The organism is Gilliamella sp. B3801 (assembly GCF_026536645.1).
Lineage (GTDB): Bacteria > Pseudomonadota > Gammaproteobacteria > Enterobacterales > Orbaceae > Gilliamella > Gilliamella apicola_I.
Genome location: NZ_JAFNNR010000006.1, coordinates 42,394 through 67,106 on the forward strand (window position 1 = coordinate 42,394; position 24,713 = coordinate 67,106).

The window sequence follows — 24,713 nt, forward strand, 5'->3', positions numbered from 1 at the left end:
ATCATATCCCCAATAAATTGATGTTTTTTATTGAGGATGTGATTTAGTTTTTAGATTCGTGTTGGTTTTTTGGCTGTGGCTTGTCTTGATGATTTTGTCAAGTTGTTAAGTTTAGTTCTTTTTGGTCTGAAACTACGTTTATCCGTTTTGGCGTCAATGAATGATTTGGATTCTTTTGCTAATCCGACAATATCACGTAGATAATTAACCGAATCAATACTTAACTCCATCCAAGTTCCTCGTGATAAACCTTTAGGCAAGGTTATATTGCCATAACGAATACGCAGCAAACGGCTTACTTGTACATCAATCGCTTCCCACATTCGTCGCACTTCACGGTTACGCCCTTCAGTTATGACGACATTAAACCACTGATTTAAACCATCACCACCTTGCGCTTTTACAGATTTAAAAGAAGCTGGGCCATCTTCAAGTTGCACCCCTTTGCGTAATTGATTAACTTGCTGATCAGTCACATTTCCAAATACACGTACCGCATATTCACGTTCTATTTCATGACGAGGATGCATTAATCGATTAGCCAATTCACCATCTGTGGTAAAAAGGAGTAAACCGGAAGTATTAATATCCAATCGTCCAATATTAATCCAACGGGCATTTTTTAAACGCGGTAATCGAGCAAAAACCGTTGCTCGCCCTTGAGGATCGCTTCGCGAACAGATTTCCCCTTCAGGTTTGTAATAGGCTAATACACGACAAACCGTTTTTTCTTTACTTCTTAGCTGAACTAAGTGTCCATTAATTCGAATTTTAGGGTTAGCATTTACATCAACCCTATCACCTAATGTTGCAATTTTTCCGTCAACGCTAATTTTTCCTGCGGCTATCATCGCCTCAATTTCACGACGTGAGCCATTACCTAAATTAGCTAACACTTTTTGCAACTTTTCAGTATTGTCATTTACTTTTTTCATATTTTCCTCGCTACCTTCACAGGTATCAGATTAACTATATCTTTGTTCATTTTGTGAAAAACGACGATTTACTCATATTGCTTTACTAGCATTACAATTAATACGATAGTGCTCAGCTTGACTAACTTAAAAATGGATAGTGTTTACCAAACAAAATCTTTAGATTATCCATAATTTGAACTTCAATATTTCAAAAACACATAATAAATAGCTACCATGATTAAATAATCCAGATGCTTTTAATAGTGAGCTCTTGAAATATTTGATCACGATTCAAAAGGTTTTATATCACCACTTCCTTGACGAATAATATCAGGGTAATCATTTGTTAAATCAATAACGGTTGTAGGTTGTTGACCTATATAACCACCATGGACAACAGCATCAAGTAGATGTCCAATTCTATCCTCAATTTCATCCGGATCGGATTGCGCTTCCTCTTCATTTGGTAAAATTAACGTTGTGGTCATCAATGGTTGCCCTAATAGATCCAGTAACGCTAAATCAATTTTGTTGTCCGGTATACGCAACCCTATGGTTTTTCGTTTGTCATTCATCAAGCGACGTGGTACTTCTTTACTTGCAGGTAGAATAAAAACGTATTTACCGGGCGTATTATTTTTTAACAGTCGAAACGTAATATTATCGACCATTGCATAGGAAGATAATTCCGATAAATCTCGACACATCAACGTAAAATTATGATATTTATCAAGCTGTCGTATTTTACAAATACGCTCAACACCATTTTTATTATCAAGCAAGCAACCTAATGAATAACCGGAATCAGTAGGAAAAGCGATAACGCCACCCTCTTTTAAGATTTTAACAACTTGTTCTAATAATCGATTTTGAGGATTGTCCGGATGAATATAAAAAGTTTGGCTCATAATGTTCTTCTATATTAATATTAAATTTAAAACACTTTTTACAATGTCAGATTGGCTATCATGAAGGTTGATAGCATGTTAACTTAAAGCAATTTTAGTCCATATTAATTTAGTTTCCAATTATGCCAAATCGGTGTGACACTGCCTGGCAAAGGAGGCGTTTTTCCTAAATCTAAATAGTTAACCAGATCATGAAAATCCGAACCTTGCGAAGCAAGCAGTTCAAATTCGTTGGCTAATTTAGCTAATCGCTGTAAGTCATCTTGTGTTTGTCGGCTTTGCGAAACTTCAATGGCATCACCACCCCAAGTTTTGAAATCATTAATTAATAATTTTAATTTAGTGCCAGTTAAATCATAACGAGTCGGATGCGCTAATACTGCAAGTCCACCTGCCACATGAATCGCCGCTATTGCCTCTTCAATACTACACCATTTTGCTGGTACATAAGCATATCCACTTTTTCCCAGATATTTTTTAAATGCCGTTTTCACATCTTTGACCAAACCTTGAGCAACAAGAAATCGAGCAAAGTGTGCACGAGACACAATATCCCCCTTTGAAAAAGTCTTTGCTTGTTCATAAGCGTTATCAATATGTAACTTAGCCAATTTATGGCTAATTGCCATTGCGCGATCAATCCGACCTTGTTCTTGAGCTTGAAGCAATGTTAATAATTGTTGATTTTCAATATCAATATTCAATCCAACAATATGAATTTCATTATTTTTCCAAGCGGTTGATATTTCAACTCCACTCACCAGTTTAACCGGAAGATTTTCAGTTAAGATCAACTTTTGCGCTTCAGGAATTCCTTTTATGGTATCGTGATCCGTTATCGCTAATATGTCAATTTGGTTATCGACAGCACGTTTAACCAGCTCGCTTGGTGATAGAACACCATCAGAGGCTATAGTATGAGAATGCAAATCTACGATCACTTTTTTCTCGAAAATTATTTTTAAACGTGTAATATACCACACAATTTGCGTGACCACTAAAAGGTATATTATGAAAGATCAAATTCTGCTTGCCCAACAAGATACTCAATCAATTATTGATGAACTTTTAGAAGATGGGAGTGATCCCCATGCGCTGTATTTGATAGAACATCATATTTCTTCAGAAAACTTTGATAAACTTGAAAAAGTTGCAGTAGAAGCCTATAAATTAGGTTATGAAGCAACAGATCCTGATGAAGATGTCGATGATTCTGGTAACGTTATTATTGGTTTTGATATCATCGCTGAAAGCCCCCTCAGTGCTGATTTAATCAATGCACAAATTGCCCAAATTATGACGTTGGCGCACCAATTTAATGTGAATTATGACGGTTGGGGCACTTATTTTGAAGACGGAAGTGACGATATTTTAGATGATAGCGTCTTTGACAATGAAACGTTACATTAATAGCCTAGAAACATTGAACTAATTATTTACCATTCTTATCCAATGGTGATTGGATAAAAATGGTAAACTGTTTCGATTACTCGTTAACTTGCTCAATACGGCTTATTCTTTTTCGATCAGCTGAAAGACTACGTACTGATACAACATCACCTTTTTTAATTGTCACGGGATCAGTATAGCGATGCCAATTTTTACCATTATCCATCGAATATTCTATAATTAATCCCGGAAAAACAATATTAGCATTGAGCTGATTGTTCTCAATTTTAGCCCCTGGGATAGGTAATCGATAATCTATTCCCATTAAATCCAATTTCGCTAATTCTCGCTGACCAACTAAGTTAGCAAAACGTACCCAATCTTGCCGTAATTTTTGTTGATCCACATACTGTGTTTTCCCTTGTATGAATTCACGATCTTTTTGATAACTAAGTTCCCAATCGGCTTGGTGCCACGCTCTTTCTGCCACCGCTAGCAAACGAGGAAATGCCATATATTCCATTTTATTATCGCTACGAATATCTTCTGTCCAAATTTGCGCAGATAATCCGTAAGCGCCCGACCAATTAAGTGTACCTTTAGCGGTGAATGGATTGCCGTCGCGGTCTAACGACGTTTCAGCATTTTGAGGTAAGTTATCAGGCGCAAAAGTAAATATTTTACGTTCATCATTGTAACGTGTAGCCCAATAATAACCGCTTTCTTTAGGATTGACTTCGTATGGCATATCTAAATAGACATAATCCGGATTCGAAATAATGACTTGATAGCCTTTATTTGCCCATTCATTGACTGAGTCAGCCCCCCCCCAATAAAGAGTATCCCAAAAGTTCACCGTGACTTTATCAACAGCAAAAGATTTAGCACTGTCGGCATGTTTCATTCCGTCTTGCCAAGCCTGCATATGGTCAATACCATGTTCCTTAATGATAGTACTAACCTGCTCAGCAAAATAACTTGGTAGATGTTCAATTTGTTTGACAATACCCTTAGATATAAAAGCTTGGCATGCTTGTGATTTAGCCCATGGATGGTCTTCATTGCTTTGATCGATAATACCTTTAAAAGCAACTTTTTCTTTAAGCTGTAAATCTTGGTAGCCAGATCCTAAATGGATATTTTTAGCTTCATCACCACCAAAATGCCAAGTTGTCAAAGGTTGGCCTGCCTCGATGTGCATGCTAGCTATTTCATCAATAATCTTATTTACAAACCGTTTAGACGAGTCAAGACAAGGGTTTAAATAACTTAATCGATTATAAAATTGAACAGTTGTCGTGTTAGAAGTATCCGTTGGGTCAACTAAACGGAATTCGTTCGCTTGCTGTTCTTTACCTTCTTTCATTAAACGGTTATAACGTGCTTCCATAGAGACAATCGCCGCTCTAGCATGAGCAGGCATATCAATCTCTGGGATGACCTCAATAAACCGTGCTTTAGCGTATTTAATAATTTCAATATAGTCTTGACGACTTAAATATCCCGAGCCAGATGTATTACTATCAGGGCCAGATCCTAATTGAGGAAGTAAACAAGTTTGTTCAGTAAGATCATGGCAACGTTTACTACCAATTTCGGTGAGTTCTGGTAATCCTGGGATCTCAATTCGCCAACCTTCATCATCACTTAAATGAAAATGAAATTTATTCATTTTATATTTTGCCATTTGATCTAATAAACGCAAAATGGCCTGTTTAGATTTAAAATTACGGCCAATATCAAGCATGACACCACGATATTCAAATCGAGGCGAGTCAATGACATTAAGTGTTGGAATGGTATGAGAATGATCGACATAAATTGTCGATAAAATGGATTGGATCGCATAAAAAATTCCAGTCTCATCATAAGCTGTTATGGTTGCTTTGTCTTTGTTGATTACTAACTGATAAGCCCCTGCTTGCTTTTGGGAAAATTGTTGAGGTTCGATTGTTGCTTGTATTTTAAAGCCTTGTTGAGTAATCGGGATATTTAATGCTTTAAATTCAGTCTGTATAACAGTTAAACTGTCTTGATTTAATCCATTTAAAACTAAATTTACCCCTTGCGAATCGAGCGTTATATCTTCATTTCCAATGGATATTTTACTTGGTGTTGGCAAGATTTGCCCACGTAATGCTTCTGCCGATAAGTTTTCAATATCGGCATTATATTGAAAACGATTGACGGGTGTCATTAAAATATTATGATCATCAGCCGTTCTTTTCCAGTGTTGATTAATTGGCGACACAAATGCCGATAAATTATCAGAATCTGTATTGGTATTTGCTATAATTTTAGGGGTTGCATTGGTCGATGTCACATACCAACGAGGCATAATATCACTTTCGCTCAAGATCCAATATTCACCAATCATAGGAATTTCGATAGTGCCTTTAGCAGGAAAACCAACAAATTTATCCGTCGGCTCAATTTTATGAAGATCACCTGTTAGGTGTGTAATTTTAAACTGATCATTGTCAACGGACAAAATCATACGAATACTACTAAAATAAATTGCCCAATCTTTATCATTAATTGCTGAACCTTTATTTGTTAACGAAATAGTCACTTTATTACATGCAGCCCAATCCGCACCTAAAGTAGCACAATTGATACCATGATCATTTGCCTGATTATCATTAACAGTATATTTAACATTAAGTTGAGCACTCATTAAATCAACTGTCTTTTGATTTGCATAAGCTGATTGTGTAACGCCTACACTTAATAAAGAGGCTATCGAGGTTGCAAGTATTGCAGTTTTAAGCTTTTTCATTATTTTATTACCTATTTTTGTTTTGCATTAAATATAGTGAATGGAACGGTAACAATAAATTTGATATCTCGTTCATCTTGGAAAATATTGCCATAACCTTCACTCCAACTTGGTATTTTTGAGTGGTTATTATATTTGGTATAATGTAACTGGAAAGAGGTGTTTTTAGCAAAACCTTGTGGTACGGTATAACCTAAATCGAAGTTATAAGCTGATTCAATCAACCGTCTTTTTTGGTCAAAATCTTTATTAGTACTTGGTTTAGCATCCCAGCCATAAGCATACGAAGCGCCAGTTCTCCAACCAGATAAATAGTGTGATAGATGACTTAAATCATAGGTAACTTCTGCAAATAATGCTTTTTCACCATTGGCATTAAAATCTGAACGTGAATTCCACCAGACATCTAAACGACCATTTGAGGAAGCATAATCAGGCGTCATTCGTTGTAAAAAGAATCCTTGTTCACCTTCTGCTTTAACTGCTACACCTTCAAGACGTAACCCTACTGGCCCCATTTGATAACCTAACGTCGCAGCTTGTAACCATGCTAAACCATCATATACTTTAGCCCCCTTATGAGACTGATCTTTCGCACCATAAAATTGATAACTCATTGTTAACGGGTTATCCAAAATATCTAATTGATAAGACGCTTTACCAAAAAACTGATTCATATAGTTATGGGATTGACCAAATGCGCCTTCTAGCACGACATTATTTTTAAAATCATACTTTAAACCAGCAGAATGTAAGTAATCGATCTTTCTTCCTTTTTGCCATTGTCTAAATTCATAAAGTCGTTTATACCAAGGTGCTTTATATTTATCTGCCCACATATAGGACATAGATAACACCCCCGCAGAATCAAAATCAAGCTTTGTACCAAATTCAACGCCTCGATAAGTGCCTGGTAATAAACTCCAGTGTGGAGCAAGCAACGTTTGTCCTGACGGTTGAATATACCCCGCTTTGAGCCAAAATAGTTCATCAAGTTTGAAGTTCATTTGGGCTTTATAGAAACTAAGACCACTAATATCTTTTTTCCAATTTTCGTCCCAACGATTATTGGCACCACTAAAACCGATTTCATTAGGATGACCATTACCACCATTACTGACTTCCCAAGCACCATAGCCGCCCAATTCTAAAGCAAACATATCGGCTATATAACCTGTTTTAAAATCCAGATTGGTATTGAAAGAAGTATGCCTTAGGTTTTTCTCATATTTATGTTGAGTGACATTCTTTCTTTCCCGATCACGATTCCAAAAAAAGACATTACCGGTTAATGAAGCATCCTCAACAAAGGGATGGGTATATTCTGCTTGTGCAGGCAACGCACTGATTAAAATGGAGCAAGACAAAATGAGCTTAGTGATACGACTGAGTGAACGAGTGGTTAATAGGGGGTTATAAAAATTCATATCTGCTTCCTTGAAATGACTTTTTTAAATCAACGATCAGATTAGTCCGTTAACAACTTATCTTTATGGATCAAAAAATCATTTTCTACCTAAAATCAATAAAATACGACAAAATTAATGTCAATCTTCTGTACAAACAATTGGTTAAATTTACTAAATTAATCTAAAACTCCTGTGAATAAGGTGTTTTTATAATGCATAAACATATTTTGGTTATCAAATTAAATGTTGTTAAATCGTGATCCGAATCACCAAAACACCCCTTTTTTTTTCTAATTTTTCGATAAATATCACAACTTTTTTTATATTAAAAAATAAGAAAAGATTAATAGAGTTTTGAATTAACCCATACGATCGCTTAACGCATTCAGATTTATAAATCCTATGTTTAAATAAATTTGCTTGTCAGAAATGAAAATATAGGGAGGGGAAAAAAGAAAAATCAAAAAATTCTTATTACCAATACTGAGATTAAACCCTATTGATAAAATTTAATTTATTAATAGGGATTTAATCACATCAATCAATTTTAATTTTCAGTATTAATTTCATCAAAACTTTTTACTAGCTCATCAATAGCTTTCATCTGTTTTAAAAATGGCTCAAGTTTAGCTAATGGAAGTGCTGAAGGTCCATCACATTTTGCATGGCTTGGATCAGGATGTGATTCTAAAAATAGCCCTGCTATACCCACTGCCATGCCTGCACGAGCAAGTTCGGTCACTTGTCCACGACGTCCACCAGATGCTGCTCCCATAGGATCACGACATTGTAAGGCATGAGTGACATCAAAAATTACCGGTGAACCATGGCTGGCTTTTTTCATGATATTAAAGCCAAGCATATCAACCACTAAATTATCATAACCAAAGCAGCTACCACGATCACAAAGAATGATTTGATCATTGCCTGCTTCCTCAAATTTTTCAACTATATTGCCCATTTGTCCGGGACTAACAAATTGTGGTTTTTTAACGTTAATGACGGCACCTGTCTTCGCCATTGCCACAACGAGATCGGTTTGTCTGGCTAAAAAAGCCGGTAATTGAATAACGTCAACAACATCGGCAACGGGTTGACACTGTTGTTCGGTATGAACATCAGTAATGATTTTTACGTCAAATTGTTGTTTTAATTCTTGAAAAATTTTCATACCTTCTTCCAAACCAGGGCCACGATAGGAATGAACAGAAGAACGATTCGCTTTATCAAACGAAGCTTTGAAAATATAAGGGATGTTGAGTTTATCCGTGACCGTCACAAAGTGCTCACAAATTTTCATTGCCAAATCACGTGATTCAAGCACATTCATACCACCAAATAACACAAATGGAAGATCATTTGCGACCGTAATATCCCTGACTTTTACTTGTTTTTGCTTCATCATAAATTGTTTCCTAGTTAAGGTTTGAACCAACGACCAAGCGTCACTCGATCATTGCCACTATAGTCTGTGAAGGTTTCAACTAATTGAAATCCATGTTGTTTGAAAATCGTTTGTACTGCAGAGCCTTGCTTCCAACCATGCTCGATCAGTAACCAACCATATTGATTCAGATGTTTGGTAGCCCCTTTGACAATTAACTTTATATCCGCAAGTCCATCGTCGTCTGACACAAGTGCTGTTCTTGGCTCATAACGAACATCACCTTGAGATAGATGAATATCTGTTGGCTCAATATAAGGCGGGTTGGATGTTATCATCGAAAATTTACGGGTTTTGAGTGGTTTATACCAATCACCTTGTAAAAAATAAACATTATTTACACCGATTTGTGTCGCATTTTGTTGAGCTAATATTAGCGCATCTCGATTTTTTTCAACAGCAGTAAAAAGACAGTCTCGGCGCTCTGTTGCCATAGCAATGGCTATGGCTCCTGTACCTGTTCCAAGATCTAAAACTTCACAGGGAATTTTAGGTAGGTATTCTAATCCCAGCTCAACTAATTTTTCGGTATCTGGTCTTGGAATCAAGGTACAGTCCGACACATTAAATTTTAAAGACCAAAACTCTTTTTCACCGGTAATGTAAGCAATCGGTTCACCCGCTTGCCGACGAGCTAAATATGCATTGAGGCGCGTTAACTCATCGTCTGATAATGAAGTTTCACTAAACGCCATTAAAAATGTTCGTGTTTTGTGCGTCACAAAACTTAATAGTATTTCCGCATCACGCTTGGGACTTTCACTTTCACTTAAAGTTTGAGATGCATATTTAAGCCACTCTAAATAAGTCATTCATCTTGTTCCGATAATGCAGCAAGCTGGTCTGCCTGATATTCTTGTACAATTGGATCAATCAACATTTCTAACTTGCCTTCCATAACTTCATCTAAGCGATAAATCGTCAAATTGATACGATGATCTGTTACTCGTCCTTGTGGATAGTTATAGGTTCGAATACGATCTGAACGATCACCTGTACCTAAAAGGTTACGTCTGGTCGACGCCTCTTCTTGTTGGCGTTTTCGGGTTTCAGCGTCTTGGATTCGTGCAGCTAACACCGACATCGCTTTAGCTTTATTTTTATGTTGAGAACGTTCATCCTGACATTCAACCACAATTCCTGTTGGAATATGCGTAATACGAATAGCTGAATCGGTTGTATTAACGTGCTGACCCCCTGCCCCAGACGAACGATAAGTGTCAATTTTTAAGTCAGCGGGATTAATTTCAGGCATTTCTGCTTCTGGAATTTCAGGTAACACCGCTACCGTACATGCAGATGTATGAATACGACCTTGCGATTCTGTTTCAGGTACACGCTGCACACGATGACCACCCGATTCAAATTTTAAGTTACCATAAACGCCGTCGCCACTGACTAACATAATGACTTCTTTATAGCCACCATGCTCACCCTCATTGGCACTCATAATTTCAACTCGCCAATGACGGGATTCTGCATATCTTGTATACATTCTTGCAAGATCGCCAGCGAATATTGCTGCTTCATCTCCACCTGTTCCAGCTCGAACTTCAACAAAGCAGTTATAATCATCATTGGGATCTTTAGGTAATAATAAAACTTGTAACTGCTTTTCTTGCTCTTCGATACGGTTTAACGCTTCATTTAACTCTTCTTGAGCCATTTCACTCATTTCAGGATCGGCAAGCATCATTTTAGCAGTTTCAATATCTTCTTGAGTCTGCTTCCAACTTGTAAAACATTTCACCACACCCGTTAATTGCGCATATTCTTTAGAAAGAGTACGGAATCGATTTTGATCGGCAATCACCGAGGCATCAGACAATAACGCTTGAACCTCTTCGTAGCGCTCTTGCAAAGTTTCTAACTTACTGATAATTGAGGGTTTCATATAAAAGTCTATTTTTAATCGTGAATAAATGAATTTGCGGGGCATTATATACTTAATCGCCTTTAAAATACAGTTTCCCTACTTTTTCATCCTTGCAACTATTAATAATGCTGTGAAATATCTCAGAATTTTATTTTAAACACAGACATTCAAAAAGTGTTATTCATTTCACAAAAATCACTTTTTAATCTTTTCAAAAATTTGCTTAGTCGTTACTATAATTCAGTTGATTGATTACTTTGTTAAAAGGTCTTTACTTTATTCAACGCTTTTTATGAATACAGGAAAAGATAACTAAAAATATGTTAAATGATCGGTTTAAGGCACAGATTTTACTGTTAAATAACGTTTATTAAGAAGGAATAAGCTTAAATATCAATATTCGCATCACATTCACTCTTTTACAGGTTGATAATATGAAGCAAACGATATGGAAACTTGAAAATTGTATTAAAGATTATGATTGGGGAAGTATCGATAGTATTACGACTTTATTTGGTATTAAAAACCCAAGCCAAAAGCCGATGGCTGAAATATGGATGGGTATACATCCTCTGGGTTGTTCAAAGATTATCGGTTTAAATGGCGAAAAGATAAATCTTAATGCGCTTATCAATCAAAACCCATTGCAGATTTTGGGTAAAAATACTTATCAACTTTTCGGTACTCTTCCTTATTTATTCAAAGTACTCGCAGCAAATAAACCCCTTTCAATTCAGGTTCATCCGACTAAAGCTGATGCAAAAAAAGGTTTTGAAAAAGAAAATAAATTAGGTATCGATCTTCATTCACCAAACCGAAATTTTAAAGATCCCAATCATAAACCAGAATTATTGTATGCACTCACGCCATTTAAAGCCATGAATTCGTTTCGACCGATTGAGCAAATATTATCATTTTTTTCGCAATTAACTATCCCTATCTTTAACCATGAATTAGTACAATTACAAAATAATCCTTATCCAAAACAACTGAAACACTTTATTCAATTCTTGTTGAATCTTTCACCAGACCAAAAATTACAAGCTATTCATCAATTATTAGCCTGTACTAGAAGTTTCAATCAAGAGCCTTTTTTAACCATTCATACACTGGTAAAAGATTATCCTAACGATATTGGTTTGTTTATGCCTTTAATTTTAAATGTGATTGAACTCAAGCCATCTCAAGCGATGTTTTTACATGCCCAAACACCGCATTGTTATTTATCGGGAACCGGTTTTGAAGTGATGGCAAATTCAGATAATGTTTTAAGAGCAGGTTTAACCCATAAGTTTATTGATATTGACGCATTAATAGCGAATACGAACTTTAGCAGTACTGATGCTAGTGAACTGCTAATTAATCCGTTAATTAATCATAATAAAATTGATTTTCCTGTTCCCGTTAATGATTTTAAATTTGAAATCATTCAAAGTGATCTTCAATTAAGAAAAGAAAAAGTCAACAGCCCTCAAATCCTATTTTGTGTAGATGGTGCTATTACATTAACAACAAAACATGAAGTACTCACTTTAAATAAAGGGGAATCGGTGTTTATTGCGTATCATGCCAAATATTATAGTTATAGTGGGAAAGGATGTTTTGCAAAAGTGAGTGATTAAAAAAAAGCCGTCAATCATTGACGGCATAAATTTTAAGATAGATAGAATGACTGAATATAAACTATTTTTTTACTGCTTTCGGATTCGGTAAATCAGTTACCGTTCCTTCATAAATTTCAGCAGCAAGTCCAATTGATTCATGAAGTGTTGGATGCGCATGAATAGTTAAGGCTATATCTTCGGCATCACACCCCATTTCAACCGCAAGGGTAATCTCTCCAAGCAATTCACCGCCATTAGCACCAACGACTGCGCCACCTAAAAGGCGATTATCTGCTTTATTGAAGATCAGCTTAGTCATCCCTTGTGAACAATCCGATGCGATAGCTCGCCCAGATGCTGCCCATGGGAAGATAGACACTTCATAATCGATACCCTTTTCTTTCGCTTCTTTTTCGGTTAAACCAACCCAAGCAACCTCTGGCTCAGTATAAGCAATAGAAGGAATCGTTTTTGGATCAAAATAGTGTTTTTTGCCCGCAATCACTTCAGCAGCCACATGTCCTTCGTGAACGCCCTTGTGCGCAAGCATTGGTTGACCAACAATATCACCTATAGCATAGATATGTGGAACATTGGTGCGCATTTGTTTATCGACTTCAATAAAACCACGATCAGTAACGTTCACGCCGGCTTTTTCAGCACTAATTAGTTTTCCATTTGGCGAACGTCCAATTGCCACTAATACGGCATCATAAGTGTGTGTTTCAGTGGTTCCGTCTTTTTTCTCCATAGTGACGTAAATCGCATCATGTTTTGCTTCAACCGTCGTTACTTTTGTTTCAAGACGTAAGGTGAATTTATCCTGAATTTGCTTAGTAAAGACTTTGATCACATCTTTATCAGCAGCAGGAATGACCTGATCAAACATTTCAACCACATCGACTTCTGAACCTAAGGCATGATAAACCGTGCCCATTTCAAGCCCAATAATTCCCCCACCCATTAATAATAATTTTTTAGGAATGGTTGTCAAAGCAAGCGCATCTGTGGAATCCCAAATACGAGGATCATCATGCGGAATAAAAGGTAATTTAATTGGTCGAGACCCAGCTGCAATAATAGCATTATCAAACGTAATTTTAGTAATACCTTTTGCTGAAGTCACATCCATAGTATGACTACCGGTAAATTGCGCTTCGCCCTGAATAACATTGACTTTACGCATTTTAGCCATACCTGCTAATCCATTAGTTAACTGATTAATGACCTTCTCTTTCCAACCTCGAACTTTATCCAGTTCAAGTTTAGGTGTACCAAAATGAATTCCATGTTCTGTCAGTGATTTGGCTTCGTCCATGACTTTAGCTACATGCAAAAGTGCTTTAGAAGGAATACATCCCACATTTAAGCATACGCCACCCAATGTAGAATAGCGTTCAACTAACGTTACGTCTAATCCAAGATCGGCGGCACGGAACGCAGCAGAATAACCTGCTGGACCAGCACCTAAAACCACCACTTGTGTTTTAACTTCTTGACTCATAATTTATTCTCCTAAACTACATCACTAATCGACGTAAGTCAGATAAGACGTTAACAATATGGCTTAAGAAGCGTGCACCGTCTGCACCATCAATCACACGATGATCAAATGACAGAGATAAAGGTAACATTAAACGTGGCGTAAACTCTTTACCATTCCATACAGGTTTCATACTTGAGCGTGACACCCCTAAAATACCGACTTCAGGTGCATTCACAATTGGGGTAAATGAAGTTGTACCAATACCACCTAAACTTGAAATTGTAAAACATCCGCCCTGCATATCCGCACCGGTTAATTTACCTTCACGAGCTTTTTTCGAGATTTCGGCAAGTTCACGAGATAACTCAACGATGCCTTTTTTATTGACATCTTTAAATACCGGTACGACTAAACCGTTTGGCGTATCAACTGCGACACCAATATTGATGTATTTTTTGATAATCAAGGTTTGCGCATCTTCCGATAATGAACTATTAAAACGTGGATAAGCAGTTAATGCACTTGCCACCGCTTTCATAATAAACACTAATGGCGTGATCTTAAGATCAAGTTTTTTCTTCTCTGCTTCGGCATTTTGTTGTTTACGGAATGCTTCTAAATCCGTAATATCGGTTTCGTCAAATTCAGTAACATGAGGAATCATGACCCAGTTACGATGTAAATTTGCACCTGACACTTTTTGGATTTTAGTTAATGGTAAAGTTTCAGTTTCACCAAATTTGCTAAAATCAACTTTCGGCCATGGTAATAATCCCGGTAATGCTCCGCCTGCTGTACCACTCTCAACTTGTTTCACCGCATTTTTAACGTAAGCTTGAATATCTTCACGTAGGATTCGGTTTTTAGGCCCTGTTGGTGATACTTTAGCCAGATTCACGCCAAATTCACGCGCTAAACGACGAACAGAAGGTGTTGCATGTGCATATGCATCATTTTCAACAAAATCATTACTTGCCGTTGTAGAAGCCGTTGCAGCAGGAGTAGAAACATTACTCACCGGTGCAGCAACTGAAGCTGATTTTTCTGGTGCTGTCGGCGCTGGCGTTGCAGTTGCAGCGTTAGCTGGCGCACTGCTGGATGCCGTTTCAAATTCCATAATTTTGGAACCTGTCTTCACTTTATCGCCAACTTTAACTGTTATCGTTTTAACCACACCTGCGATAGAGGCAGGTATTTCCATTGAGGCTTTATCGCCTTCAACAGTAATAAGTGAATCATCTACCGATATAGTATCACCGACTTTCACTAAAATTTCGGTCACTTCGACTTCGTCACCGCCAATATCGGGCACATTAACATCTACCGTTTGGCTCACTGCTGCCGCTTGTGGGGCAACATCGACTTTCGGAGTTGATTGTGCTTGAACTGGCGCAGATTCTGCGCCATTCTCGGTATCAAATACCATAATATCGACACCGGTTTTAACTTTATCGCCGACTTTGACTGAGATAGATTTTACGATCCCTGCTTGTGGCGCAGGGATTTCCATTGAGGCTTTATCGCCTTCAACCGTTAATAATGATTGATCGACTTCTACCTTATCTCCCACTTTTACAAGGATTTCGGTGACTTCGACTTCATCACTGCCAATGTCAGGTAATTTAATTTCAATACTCATGTTGGTTACCTCTTATGCAATACGTGGGTTTAATTTGTCAGCATTGATTTCAAACTTTTTAATCGCTTCATCAACAACGCTGGCTTTAATATCACCACGTTTAGCAAGCTCACCTAATGCTGCAACAACAACATAAGATGCATCCACTTCAAAGTGATGGCGTAAGTTTTCACGGCTATCACTGCGACCAAAACCATCAGTACCAAGTACTCTGTAACTTTCAGCAGGTACAAAGGCACGGATTTGCTCAGCAAACAGTTTCATATAGTCTGTTGAAACCACGGCTGGGTTATTATTCATAATTTGTGTTACATAAGGTACTTTTGGTTTTTCACTTGGATGTAACATGTTATAACGCTCACAATCTTGACCTTCACGAGCCAATTCAGTGAACGAAGTAACACTATATACATCGGATCCAATGCCGTAATCTTTAGCCAAAATTTCTGCCGCTTCACGAACATGACGTAAAATTGCCCCTGAACCTAATAATTGAACAGTTGGACTACCTTTTTTACCTTTAACCGTATCAAGTTTATAGATACCACGACGAATACCGTCTTCAACACCTTCTGGCATTGCAGGTTGTGCATAGTTTTCATTCAATGTGGTAATGTAATAGTAAACATTTTCTTGCTCACCATACATACGGCGTAAACCATCTTGCATAATTACTGCTACTTCATAAGCGTAAGCTGGATCATATGAAATACAATTAGGAATGGTTAAAGATTGAATATGACTGTGACCGTCTTGGTGTTGTAGACCTTCACCATTTAACGTTGTTCGTCCTGAAGTCCCACCAATCATAAATCCACGTGCTTGTTGATCCCCTGCAGCCCACATTAAGTCACCAATACGTTGGAAACCAAACATTGAGTAGTAAATATAAAATGGAATCATTGGCAAGTCGTTGGTACTGTAAGATGTTGCGGCTGCAAGCCATGAAGCGGTTGCACCACATTCATTAATACCTTCTTGTAGAATTTGCCCTTTTTCGTCTTCACGATAATAAGCCACTTGTTCTTTGTCTTGTGGCGTATATTGTTGACCGTGTGGATTATAAATACCAATTTGACGGAATAAACCTTCCATACCAAATGTTCTTGCTTCATCTGCTAAAATTGGCACTAAACGTGGTGCAAGATCTTTATCTTTAAGCATGATGTTAAGCGCACGAACAAAAGCAATAGTGGTCGAAATTTCTTTTGATTGCTCTTCAAGAAGTGGTGCAAATTCACTTAACGGTGGAATTGACACTGTGCCTGAGAATTTAGTTAATCGTGAAGGTACATAACCATGTAATGCTTGGCGACGTTCATGAATATATTTATATTCTGGTGTATGTTCTTCAAATTTAATGTAAGGTAATTTTTCAAGTGATTCATCATTAACCGGGATGTTAAAGAAATCACGAACATGACGAACGCCGTCCATATTCATTTTTTTCACTTGGTGAGCAATATTTTTACCTTCAGCGGCTTCACCCATACCATAGCCTTTGATAGTATGTGCTAATATTACGGTAGGACGATCTTTAGTCTCTTTAGCACGACTAAAGGCAGCAAACATCTTCTCTGGATCTTGACCACCACGGTTGAGTCTGAAAATTTCTTCATCGCTCATGTCTTTTACTAATTCAGCCGTTTCAGGATATTTACCAAAGAAATGCTCACGCACATAAGCACCATCTTTTGATTTGAAAGTTTGATAGTCACCGTCAAGGGTTTCGTTCATTAAACGAATCAATTTACCTGATTTATCTTTTTGTAATAATTTATCCCAACGATCACCCCAAAGCACTTTAATAACATTCCAACCTGCGCCAGCAAAAATCCCTTCAAGTTCGTTGATAATCTTACCATTACCTGTTACTGGGCCATCAAGTCTTTGTAAGTTACAGTTGACAACAAATACTAGATTATCCAGTTTTTCACGGGTTGCCACCGTAATTGCACCTTTAGATTCTGGCTCATCCATTTCACCATCACCTAAGAAAGCGTAAACGGTTTGTTCAGAGGTATCTTTTAGTCCACGATGATTTAAATATTTTAAGAAGCGAGCTTGATAAATAGCACTTACCGGCCCTAATCCCATTGATACGGTTGGGAATTGCCAAAATTCTGGTAACAATTTAGGGTGCGGATAAGATGGTAAACCTTTACCATGAATTTCTTGACGGAAATTATCTAATTGTTCTTCAGTCAAACGTCCTTCGATGAAAGCACGAGAATAAATACCCGGTGAAATATGACCTTGGAAATAAACCAAATCCCCACCATCTTTATCATTACGTGCACGGAAGAAGTGGTTAAAACAGACTTCATAAAAAGTGGCTGCCGATTGGAATGAAGCCATATGACCGCCAAGCTCTAAATCCTTTTTAGATGCTCGTAATACCATCATGATAGCATTCCAACGAACAATTGAACGAATGCGCCTTTCAATCTCCCAGTCCCCTGGATAAGCAGGTTGTTCTTCTACTGGAATGGTATTGATATAATTACTTGTTGAAGAACCGAAAAGTAGTGGAACACCACCATCTCTCGCTTTGTTGACTATTTGTTCGATAATGTACTGAGCACGTTCGATACCTTCTTCACGGATAATTGACTCGATACTTTTAAGCCAATCTTGCGTTTCAAATGGATCGATATCATTCATTTGCATGTCCGACATATAAAAACCTCTTTTTTGTTAAAAAAAATGCAGTTTTTGCTATCCTTAGCTATCACAAAAGCATAACTAAATATATTAGCTTCAATTCTGCACTATGGAGCTTTACTAATATCAGTCTGCCATTTTCACAAAAAAAGTAAAGTAAACCTGAGTTTAGAAAAGAATGTTAATTCCTATCAAATTAATCAACTATTCCAATAAATATAACTTTGAACACATATTCTATTGATATAAAAGAGTTTTTAAGAAGTGAAAAACTAAAGAATTATTTATATGGTTATACCTTGTTCAAGCATAGGTTGTCAAGCTATAGTAAAATCTGATATATAAATGTAAATTTTAAAGCAATGCAACGTAGAGATTGAAAAAAACAAGCATGACTAAGAAAGACATCATTATCAAAGATTTGAACCTACAACCTTACATGCAAACGTATCAAGCTATGCATGAGTATACTCAACGTCGTGATAATCAATCGCCAGATCAAATTTGGCTTGTCGAACATAATGCTGTTTTTACTCAAGGTAAAGTGGGTAAACCTGAACACTTACTTAAACAAACCAATATTCCTGTCGTACAAACTGATCGAGGTGGACAAATCACCTACCATGCTCCCGGTCAGCAAATCATGTATATTTTGTTTGACTTAAAAAGAGCCAAACTTGGCATTCGTGATATGGTCAGTTATCTGGAAAACAGTATCATACAAACTTTAGCTAATTATGATATCATAGCCTATGCCAAACCTGATGCACCTGGCGTCTATATTGATACAAAAAAAATCTGTTCACTTGGTTTGCACATTCAACGTGGTTGCACATTGCATGGACTTGCTTTAAATATTGATATGGATCTCACTCCCTTTACTTATATTAATCCTTGTGGCTATGCTGGATTGCAAATGACACAATTAAAAGAATATGTCTCTTCAATCGATCGCAAAGTTATTAAACAACAATTAACGGATAACTTTATTAGCCAGTTACAAAATCAATAAGATAAAATTATGCAAAATGATGAACCAATAATCCGAAGCTCAAAATACCGTGATGCAGATAAAACACGTTTAATTCCAACTATTACGGTGGAAGATTCTGCCCCCTTAAAAAAACCTGAATGGATGAGAATTAAATTATCCGCTAACAGTGATAATATTGCCCATATAAAAAATACTATGCGTAAACATGGTTTACATTCGGTTTGTGAAGAAGCGTCTTGTCCAAATTTAGCGGAATGTTTTAATCACGGAACGGCTACTTTTATGATTTTAGGTGATATATGTACACGCCGTTGCCCATTTTGTGATGTTGCGCACGGTAGACCATTACCACCAGACCATGAAGAACCCATTAAACTTGCTAAAACGATTCAAGAGATGAGATTACGCTATGTGGTTATTACCTCGGTTGACCGAGACGACTTAAAAGATGGTGGTGCAAGTCATTTTGCAGCATGTACAAAAGAGATTCGCGCATTAAGCCCGACTATTAAAGTCGAAACCTTAACACCAGACTTTCGAGGCTGCATAAATGAAGCTGTCGAAGTTTTAAGTCAAAACCCGCCCGATGTTTTCAATCATAATCTTGAAAACATTCCTCGTTTATACAAAAAAATACGCCCCGGTGCTAGCTATGAAGGCTCTTTAAAGTTATTAGAAGCCTTTAAAGAAAAACATCCGGATATTCCAACAAAATCGGGCTTAATGGTTGGTTTGGGTGAAACAAATGAAGAACTTATCCAAGTCTTAAAAGATTTACGTAGTCATGGTGTGACAATGTTAACCTTAGGGCAATATTTACAACCAAGTAAATATCATCTTCCTGTTGAGCGTTATGTATCACCATCAGAATTTGATGAACTAAAACAAATTGCCTTAAATATGGGATTTACTCATGCCGCATGTGGCCCCTTTGTCCGTTCATCGTATCATGCTGATTTACAGGCTATGGGTAAAGAAGTGAAGTAATAAATTAAAAAAACGGTTTATATTATGCAGAAATAGAAGCTGATTTTAAAACAGATTCAGAATCTAAAACTTCTGCTATAAAATCGTTGCAAAATTTTTTTGAAAAAAAGAATATTACCTATGACGAAAAACGGAAGATAAAACAATTATTTCACTACTTTGTAATATCATGAAACATTTCATCAGAGTAAAATACGAAAATCCTTAGAACTAACATTAAACAGTATATAAACTAAAAAATTATTTTTTTAATAATAACTAAAAATAAATTCTCGATACATAAGGAATATTAACATGAACGAAGGCTTAAAGTTAGAAAACATTAACGCATTATTTGAAAAATTTGAATTACCCAAGTTTAACAGCTCATCAGTAATTTATGGTTGTATCAACCCAAAATTTTGGAAATTTGCACTTTATCAGGAATTAGCTGTTTTAGATATTAAAAATTACCTTATTTATTTTGATTCCAATGAAATTATTTTAATAGGTTTAACTGTAACAGGAGATTTTACCTATAATTTTCTCCAAATACCGATGACATCAATTTCAAATATGACCTTCAAAAAAGGTTGGATTAACAGCAAATTTGAATTTACAACTACTGAAAATAAACGATATCCATTTAAAGTGCCTAATTTTGTGCTGACCGCAAAATGGCAAAAACCAAATTTAGCGAATATTATTACCACCTATATTAATCAATAATTAACCCATTTATCTTTTTCTGGTGTTATTAAAATATTGCCTAATATCTTGTCTTATTAGGCGTTTTAATTTTTAGTTTTTACATTTAATATCGGCTCCTATCATTGATGAAAAGTCCAAAGTAAACTCGTTAACTATTTTGCTTAGTATTTTTGAAAAAGTGCCGATATGTTCTAACTTGCATATTTTTATTTTCTAGTTTAATTTAGCTATCTGGATTAACTAATAATTGAAGAGTAAACATGACGATATCATTTAAAGAACAACAACAACGTATCAGTTTTGTAAAACAATTTTTTGCTGAACAATTAGCAAAAAACTTATCGCTTATTGAAGTGCAAGCACCCATATTAAGTCAAGTAGGTGATGGGATTCAAGACAATTTATCGGGAACTGAAAAAGCCGTTCAAGTTAAAGTTAAAGCTATTCCTCAATCACAATTTGAAGTTGTTCACTCACTGGCAAAATGGAAACGAAAAATATTAAGTATGCATCATTTTCCTGTCGGCGAAGGCGTGTATACGAATATGAAAGCATTACGCCCCGACGAAGATCAACTCTCCCCTATTCACTCTGTTTATGTTGACCAATGGGATTGGGAAAAAGTAATGCGACCAGAAGATCGTAATTTAGGGTATTTAAAGCAAACTGTCGAAAAGATCTATGCCGCCATCAAAGCGACTGAAAGTGCAGTATCCGATAAATATCATCTATCACGATTTTTACCCGAATCGATCACATTTATCGATAGTGAGCAATTATTAAAACGTTATCCTAATTTATCACCTAAAGAACGTGAAAATGCCATCACAAAAGAGCTTGGCGCTGTGTTCCTGATCGGTATAGGGGGTGATTTGTCTAACAATGAAAAACACGATGTACGTGCACCCGACTATGATGATTGGAGTAGCGATAATGAAATGGGATCAAAAGGTTTAAATGGCGATATTTTAGTTTGGAATCCAATTTTAAATAGTGCGTTTGAAATTTCGTCTATGGGAATTCGAGTTAATCCAGAAGCTTTAAAACGCCAATTAAAAGCAACCAATGATGAAGATCGTTTACAATATGCGTGGCATAAAGCTTTAGTGGATGGTGATCTACTTCAAACTATAGGGGGTGGAATTGGTCAATCTCGTTTAGCGATGCTACTTTTACAACAAAAACATATTGGACAAGTACAATCAAGTGTTTGGAACGATGTAACTCATCAAAATTACACTAATTTATTATAATGTAATGATTATCTCTTCTATTTTCATGGTAGAAGAGATATTACTCACTTCTGATTAGAAAAATGACCTGCTTAAATCACCGAATAACGTAACTTTATCCCTCTTCAATTATTCACGTTGTTCATTCAATTTTATTTTCTGTACTTTGCTTTAAATCACTTTCTTTTTTTACATTCAATGCCCCTTGAATGATGTTCTGATGATAAATCTAAAAATTCCGCTGAGACATGATCTAACCGAAGATAAATAATTTTTTTCTGTCCGGCTTCACAGGATCCAACAATTTTACCTTCAACTTGATCGGCAATATCGGTGGGTGAAATTTTTAATATATAGTCAGACGTTTTTACACCATTATTTTCAATTTTTTCAGCAATATCGGCACAAATAGCGTCACAATTTGATGCCAGCGCAAATGTTGGCATACATATCATCAAAACAGAAACTACTTTTTTCATGTCTTTCCTTTATAATATTCTATGAAATTAAAATAAAATAAATCAGATTGTTATAATTACTTATTAAATGATAACGATTAACTTTGCCATACATTTATCTTAGCAGATTTTAAGACAAATAAACTCAAATACCCTTTTCAAATAGGTACACGAATAATCGAACAGGCGGAAACTTTTAAACATAATTATTGATGCTGTGAGTAACATCAAAATTATGCACTGTACTATTTGATAAGTATTTAACAAACCTGTTGATAACTCTTTATCTTATTAATTATTAATAATTTATCATTCAGATTAAATAATAAACGACCTCAAAAATGATATTATTTTAAAGAAAAAATCAAGTATTAAATTGTTAAAATTAGGCTAAATTAAGACGGATTAAATAGACGAAAAAAGACTTCAGATAAATGAGCAGAAGCAAATACTTCCGCTTTCATTGACAATTATAAGGCGGTAAAAAAAGCGATAAGACCAAAAATCACCCCCGGTGAATTCGCTATCGCAATAGGCCAATCCTTTTTTTCACGTAAAAGACCATAACTGACCCATAAGGAACAGTTGATTGCTGCCGCTAATGGCTGAGTAGGATTCGATTTCATACCTTGTAAATTATCAATGATTTGTGGAATGTAAGAAATGTACATACCCAGTGAAGCAATGGTTGCAATAATACCCAGATAATGGAAAGCTTTTGCTGAAAGATACAAAATGACCTCCTAATGATTAGTTAAATCGATAATGTTAATAACTGCAATACTCATCATTTTGAATGAAAACGTTTAAATGATATAAAACTCATTCATGACTAAAGATTAATTAATAAAGAACGAAAAGATTTGAGCAACGGTATCAACGTTAAAGTTAAATTCAGTGTTATCGCTTCATGTTTATCATTTATTTATCACACGAAACGACCGGATGACTTTACTAGTATAGGTCAACACTGAATTTATACAACTCACATTTTAGGAAACAGTTAGGTTAATGGTGTTTGCTTTGTTTCTTTACCTAATAGGACAATAGCCATTATTGCCATTAAAATAGATAAGCTAAATAACCCAAAAATCACACTTAAACGAATATCTTTAGCCATTAGAAAACCAACCATGAGAGGGCCTAATATTCCCCCTATTCGTCCAACCGAAGCGGCAATACCTGAACCTGTTGCACGAATATTGGTAGGATACTGCTCTGGAGTATAAGCGTACATAGCACCCCAAGCACCTAAATTGAAAAATGATAAAAATGCACCATACACGAGTAAATGATTAACAGATTTAGCCTCACCAAATAAATAGGCACTAATTAATGTACCTAATAAATAGGTGATTAGCACCCATTTACGCCCTACTCGCTCAATCAACCAAGCAACCGAAAAATACCCCGGTAACTGAGCAAATGTCATAATTAAAATATATTGAAAGCTTTTTATCATGGAAAATCCTTTTATCATCATGACACTCGGTAACCATAAAAACATGCCATAATATGAAAAAACCACACAAAACCATACTATCCATAACATGATGGTCGAACGGCGAAACTCTGAAGTGAGTAATGAATTAACTTTTTTAATTACCGAATCATTTTTAGAGTTTGCATTCAAACTATTAAAAGCCGATGAATCGGGTAAGTTAAAACGTAAGTAAAGCGCATAAAACGCAGGGATAGCGCAAATAATCATCGCTCCTCGCCAACCTATTGCCGGAATAGGAATAAGAAAATAAGCGATTAGAGCAGCTAAAATCCAACCGACAGCCCAAAAACTTTCAAGTAATACGACAATTCGACCCCGATGTTCAGGCTCGACACTTTCGCTTACTAAAGTAGAAGCAACCGGTAATTCACCGCCTAATCCCATACCAATAAAAAAACGTAAAATAACTAAACTTGCCAGTCCCCAAGCAAATGCACTTAATCCGCTGGCAATACTAAACATTAATAAAGTAAATAAAAATGCCGATTTACGTCCTTTTTTATCCGCATAGATCCCAAACAGAAAAGCGCCTATCGCCATACCAATAGAATTGACACTGCCAATTAAGCTAAGTTGTTCAGGACTTAATCCCCAATCTTGTTTTAAAGCGGCGAGTATAAACGACAGTAATCCGACATCCATCGCATCAAACAGCCAGCCTGTACCGGCAATAAATAAAAGTTTTTTTGTTGATATTGAGCGTTTTGTTGAATATTGCATAACATAAAAATAA

At 36.2% G+C, this 24,713-nt stretch carries 20 protein-coding genes; 6 read left to right on the top strand and 14 right to left on the bottom strand.

Annotated features, from left to right (window positions below):
• Window positions 1-50: 50 nt before the first annotated feature.
• From rluB to rnm, 3 genes are all read right to left on the bottom strand, one after another.
• Window positions 51-935, bottom strand: coding sequence for a 23S rRNA pseudouridine(2605) synthase RluB (gene rluB, locus J3U14_RS06720; RefSeq protein WP_267352548.1), 885 nt, complete (start codon window positions 933-935; stop codon window positions 51-53).
• Window positions 936-1,201: 266 nt separating this feature from the next.
• Window positions 1,202-1,825 carry an L-threonylcarbamoyladenylate synthase gene (locus J3U14_RS06725; RefSeq protein ID WP_267352547.1) on the bottom strand — a complete coding sequence of 208 codons (624 nt, stop codon included), beginning with the start codon at window positions 1,823-1,825 and terminating at the stop codon, window positions 1,202-1,204.
• A 104-nt stretch (window positions 1,826-1,929) separates the two neighbouring features.
• Window positions 1,930-2,766 carry an RNase RNM gene (gene rnm / locus J3U14_RS06730; RefSeq protein WP_267352546.1) on the bottom strand — a complete coding sequence of 279 codons (837 nt, stop codon included), beginning with the start codon at window positions 2,764-2,766 and terminating at the stop codon, window positions 1,930-1,932.
• A gap of 70 nt (window positions 2,767-2,836) precedes the next feature.
• Between rnm and rraB the strand changes: the two genes are divergently transcribed.
• Window positions 2,837-3,235: a ribonuclease E inhibitor RraB gene (gene rraB / locus J3U14_RS06735; protein WP_267352545.1), complete on the top strand. Its 399-nt coding sequence runs from the start codon at window positions 2,837-2,839 to the stop codon at window positions 3,233-3,235.
• A gap of 76 nt (window positions 3,236-3,311) precedes the next feature.
• On the opposite strand, the gene J3U14_RS06740 is transcribed toward rraB, so the two are convergent.
• The 5 genes from J3U14_RS06740 to prfA form a co-directional block, all read right to left on the bottom strand.
• On the bottom strand, window positions 3,312-5,993 hold the full coding sequence (locus tag J3U14_RS06740) for a beta-N-acetylhexosaminidase (protein WP_267352544.1): 2,682 nt from the start codon (window positions 5,991-5,993) through the stop codon (window positions 3,312-3,314).
• Window positions 5,994-6,004: 11 nt separating this feature from the next.
• A complete protein-coding gene (locus J3U14_RS06745) occupies window positions 6,005-7,420 on the bottom strand; it encodes an OprD family outer membrane porin (protein WP_267352543.1) in 1,416 nt (471 codons plus the stop codon).
• Between the two features lie 529 nt (window positions 7,421-7,949).
• Complete coding sequence (gene kdsA, locus J3U14_RS06750; RefSeq protein ID WP_324100868.1) at window positions 7,950-8,804, bottom strand: 3-deoxy-8-phosphooctulonate synthase; 855 nt, start codon at window positions 8,802-8,804, stop codon at window positions 7,950-7,952.
• A 17-nt stretch (window positions 8,805-8,821) separates the two neighbouring features.
• Window positions 8,822-9,658, bottom strand: coding sequence for a peptide chain release factor N(5)-glutamine methyltransferase (prmC, locus tag J3U14_RS06755; RefSeq protein WP_267352541.1), 837 nt, complete (start codon window positions 9,656-9,658; stop codon window positions 8,822-8,824).
• Window positions 9,655-10,740, bottom strand: coding sequence for a peptide chain release factor 1 (prfA, locus tag J3U14_RS06760; protein ID WP_267352540.1), 1,086 nt, complete (start codon window positions 10,738-10,740; stop codon window positions 9,655-9,657). Before prfA ends, prmC begins: the two co-directional genes overlap by 4 nt.
• Before the next feature lie 416 nt (window positions 10,741-11,156).
• Between prfA and manA the strand changes: the two genes are divergently transcribed.
• Window positions 11,157-12,344 (top strand): mannose-6-phosphate isomerase, class I, encoded by a 1,188-nt coding sequence (manA, locus tag J3U14_RS06765; protein ID WP_267352539.1) that lies wholly within the window; start codon window positions 11,157-11,159, stop codon window positions 12,342-12,344.
• 61 nt (window positions 12,345-12,405) lie between these two features.
• Here the strand turns inward: manA and lpdA are convergent, their stop codons facing one another.
• From lpdA to aceE, 3 genes are read right to left on the bottom strand one after another with little or no spacing between them, the layout of a single operon-like run.
• Window positions 12,406-13,830, bottom strand: coding sequence for a dihydrolipoyl dehydrogenase (gene lpdA / locus J3U14_RS06770; RefSeq protein WP_065559371.1), 1,425 nt, complete (start codon window positions 13,828-13,830; stop codon window positions 12,406-12,408).
• A 16-nt stretch (window positions 13,831-13,846) separates the two neighbouring features.
• Window positions 13,847-15,451 carry a pyruvate dehydrogenase complex dihydrolipoyllysine-residue acetyltransferase gene (gene aceF / locus J3U14_RS06775; RefSeq protein WP_416380174.1) on the bottom strand — a complete coding sequence of 535 codons (1,605 nt, stop codon included), beginning with the start codon at window positions 15,449-15,451 and terminating at the stop codon, window positions 13,847-13,849.
• 12 nt (window positions 15,452-15,463) lie between these two features.
• Complete coding sequence (aceE, locus tag J3U14_RS06780; RefSeq protein WP_267352538.1) at window positions 15,464-18,130, bottom strand: pyruvate dehydrogenase (acetyl-transferring), homodimeric type; 2,667 nt, start codon at window positions 18,128-18,130, stop codon at window positions 15,464-15,466.
• A 376-nt stretch (window positions 18,131-18,506) separates the two neighbouring features.
• Between aceE and lipB the strand changes: the two genes are divergently transcribed.
• The 4 genes from lipB (at window position 18,507) to asnA (ending at window position 22,039) form a co-directional block, all read left to right on the top strand.
• Window positions 18,507-19,127 carry a lipoyl(octanoyl) transferase LipB gene (gene lipB / locus J3U14_RS06785; RefSeq protein ID WP_267352537.1) on the top strand — a complete coding sequence of 207 codons (621 nt, stop codon included), beginning with the start codon at window positions 18,507-18,509 and terminating at the stop codon, window positions 19,125-19,127.
• A 9-nt stretch (window positions 19,128-19,136) separates the two neighbouring features.
• The gene (gene lipA, locus J3U14_RS06790) at window positions 19,137-20,096 is read left to right on the top strand and encodes a lipoyl synthase (RefSeq protein ID WP_267352536.1); all 960 of its coding nucleotides are present in this window, start codon (window positions 19,137-19,139) and stop codon (window positions 20,094-20,096) included.
• Between the two features lie 294 nt (window positions 20,097-20,390).
• Window positions 20,391-20,804 carry a hypothetical protein gene (locus tag J3U14_RS06795; RefSeq protein WP_267352535.1) on the top strand — a complete coding sequence of 138 codons (414 nt, stop codon included), beginning with the start codon at window positions 20,391-20,393 and terminating at the stop codon, window positions 20,802-20,804.
• A 242-nt stretch (window positions 20,805-21,046) separates the two neighbouring features.
• Window positions 21,047-22,039 (top strand): aspartate--ammonia ligase, encoded by a 993-nt coding sequence (gene asnA / locus J3U14_RS06800; RefSeq protein ID WP_267352534.1) that lies wholly within the window; start codon window positions 21,047-21,049, stop codon window positions 22,037-22,039.
• Window positions 22,040-22,194: 155 nt separating this feature from the next.
• On the opposite strand, the gene J3U14_RS06805 is transcribed toward asnA, so the two are convergent.
• From J3U14_RS06805 to J3U14_RS06815, 3 genes are all read right to left on the bottom strand, one after another.
• On the bottom strand, window positions 22,195-22,497 hold the full coding sequence (locus tag J3U14_RS06805; RefSeq protein WP_267352533.1) for a DUF1161 domain-containing protein: 303 nt from the start codon (window positions 22,495-22,497) through the stop codon (window positions 22,195-22,197).
• Between the two features lie 449 nt (window positions 22,498-22,946).
• Window positions 22,947-23,210 carry a SemiSWEET family transporter gene (locus J3U14_RS06810; RefSeq protein WP_081299178.1) on the bottom strand — a complete coding sequence of 88 codons (264 nt, stop codon included), beginning with the start codon at window positions 23,208-23,210 and terminating at the stop codon, window positions 22,947-22,949.
• Between the two features lie 269 nt (window positions 23,211-23,479).
• Window positions 23,480-24,700, bottom strand: a complete 1,221-nt coding sequence (locus J3U14_RS06815) for an MFS transporter (protein ID WP_267352587.1) — start codon at window positions 24,698-24,700, stop codon at window positions 23,480-23,482.
• Window positions 24,701-24,713: the final 13 nt, after the last annotated feature.

Coding starts and splice junctions, on each gene's coding strand:
- J3U14_RS06815 (WP_267352587.1), bottom strand. CDS start 24,700: ATGCAATATTCAACAAAACGCTCAATATCAACAAAAAAACTTTTATTT.
- aceF (WP_416380174.1), bottom strand. CDS start 15,451: ATGAGTATTGAAATTAAATTACCTGACATTGGCAGTGATGAAGTCGAA.
- prmC (WP_267352541.1), bottom strand. CDS start 9,658: ATGACTTATTTAGAGTGGCTTAAATATGCATCTCAAACTTTAAGTGAA.
- lipA (WP_267352536.1), top strand. CDS start 19,137: ATGCAAAATGATGAACCAATAATCCGAAGCTCAAAATACCGTGATGCA.
- kdsA (WP_324100868.1), bottom strand. CDS start 8,804: ATGAAGCAAAAACAAGTAAAAGTCAGGGATATTACGGTCGCAAATGAT.
- rluB (WP_267352548.1), bottom strand. CDS start 935: ATGAAAAAAGTAAATGACAATACTGAAAAGTTGCAAAAAGTGTTAGCT.
- J3U14_RS06740 (WP_267352544.1), bottom strand. CDS start 5,993: ATGAAAAAGCTTAAAACTGCAATACTTGCAACCTCGATAGCCTCTTTA.
- J3U14_RS06725 (WP_267352547.1), bottom strand. CDS start 1,825: ATGAGCCAAACTTTTTATATTCATCCGGACAATCCTCAAAATCGATTA.
- J3U14_RS06805 (WP_267352533.1), bottom strand. CDS start 22,497: ATGAAAAAAGTAGTTTCTGTTTTGATGATATGTATGCCAACATTTGCG.
- aceE (WP_267352538.1), bottom strand. CDS start 18,130: ATGTCGGACATGCAAATGAATGATATCGATCCATTTGAAACGCAAGAT.
- lipB (WP_267352537.1), top strand. CDS start 18,507: ATGACTAAGAAAGACATCATTATCAAAGATTTGAACCTACAACCTTAC.
- asnA (WP_267352534.1), top strand. CDS start 21,047: ATGACGATATCATTTAAAGAACAACAACAACGTATCAGTTTTGTAAAA.
- J3U14_RS06795 (WP_267352535.1), top strand. CDS start 20,391: ATGAACGAAGGCTTAAAGTTAGAAAACATTAACGCATTATTTGAAAAA.
- manA (WP_267352539.1), top strand. CDS start 11,157: ATGAAGCAAACGATATGGAAACTTGAAAATTGTATTAAAGATTATGAT.
- prfA (WP_267352540.1), bottom strand. CDS start 10,740: ATGAAACCCTCAATTATCAGTAAGTTAGAAACTTTGCAAGAGCGCTAC.
- lpdA (WP_065559371.1), bottom strand. CDS start 13,830: ATGAGTCAAGAAGTTAAAACACAAGTGGTGGTTTTAGGTGCTGGTCCA.
- rraB (WP_267352545.1), top strand. CDS start 2,837: ATGAAAGATCAAATTCTGCTTGCCCAACAAGATACTCAATCAATTATT.
- J3U14_RS06745 (WP_267352543.1), bottom strand. CDS start 7,420: ATGAATTTTTATAACCCCCTATTAACCACTCGTTCACTCAGTCGTATC.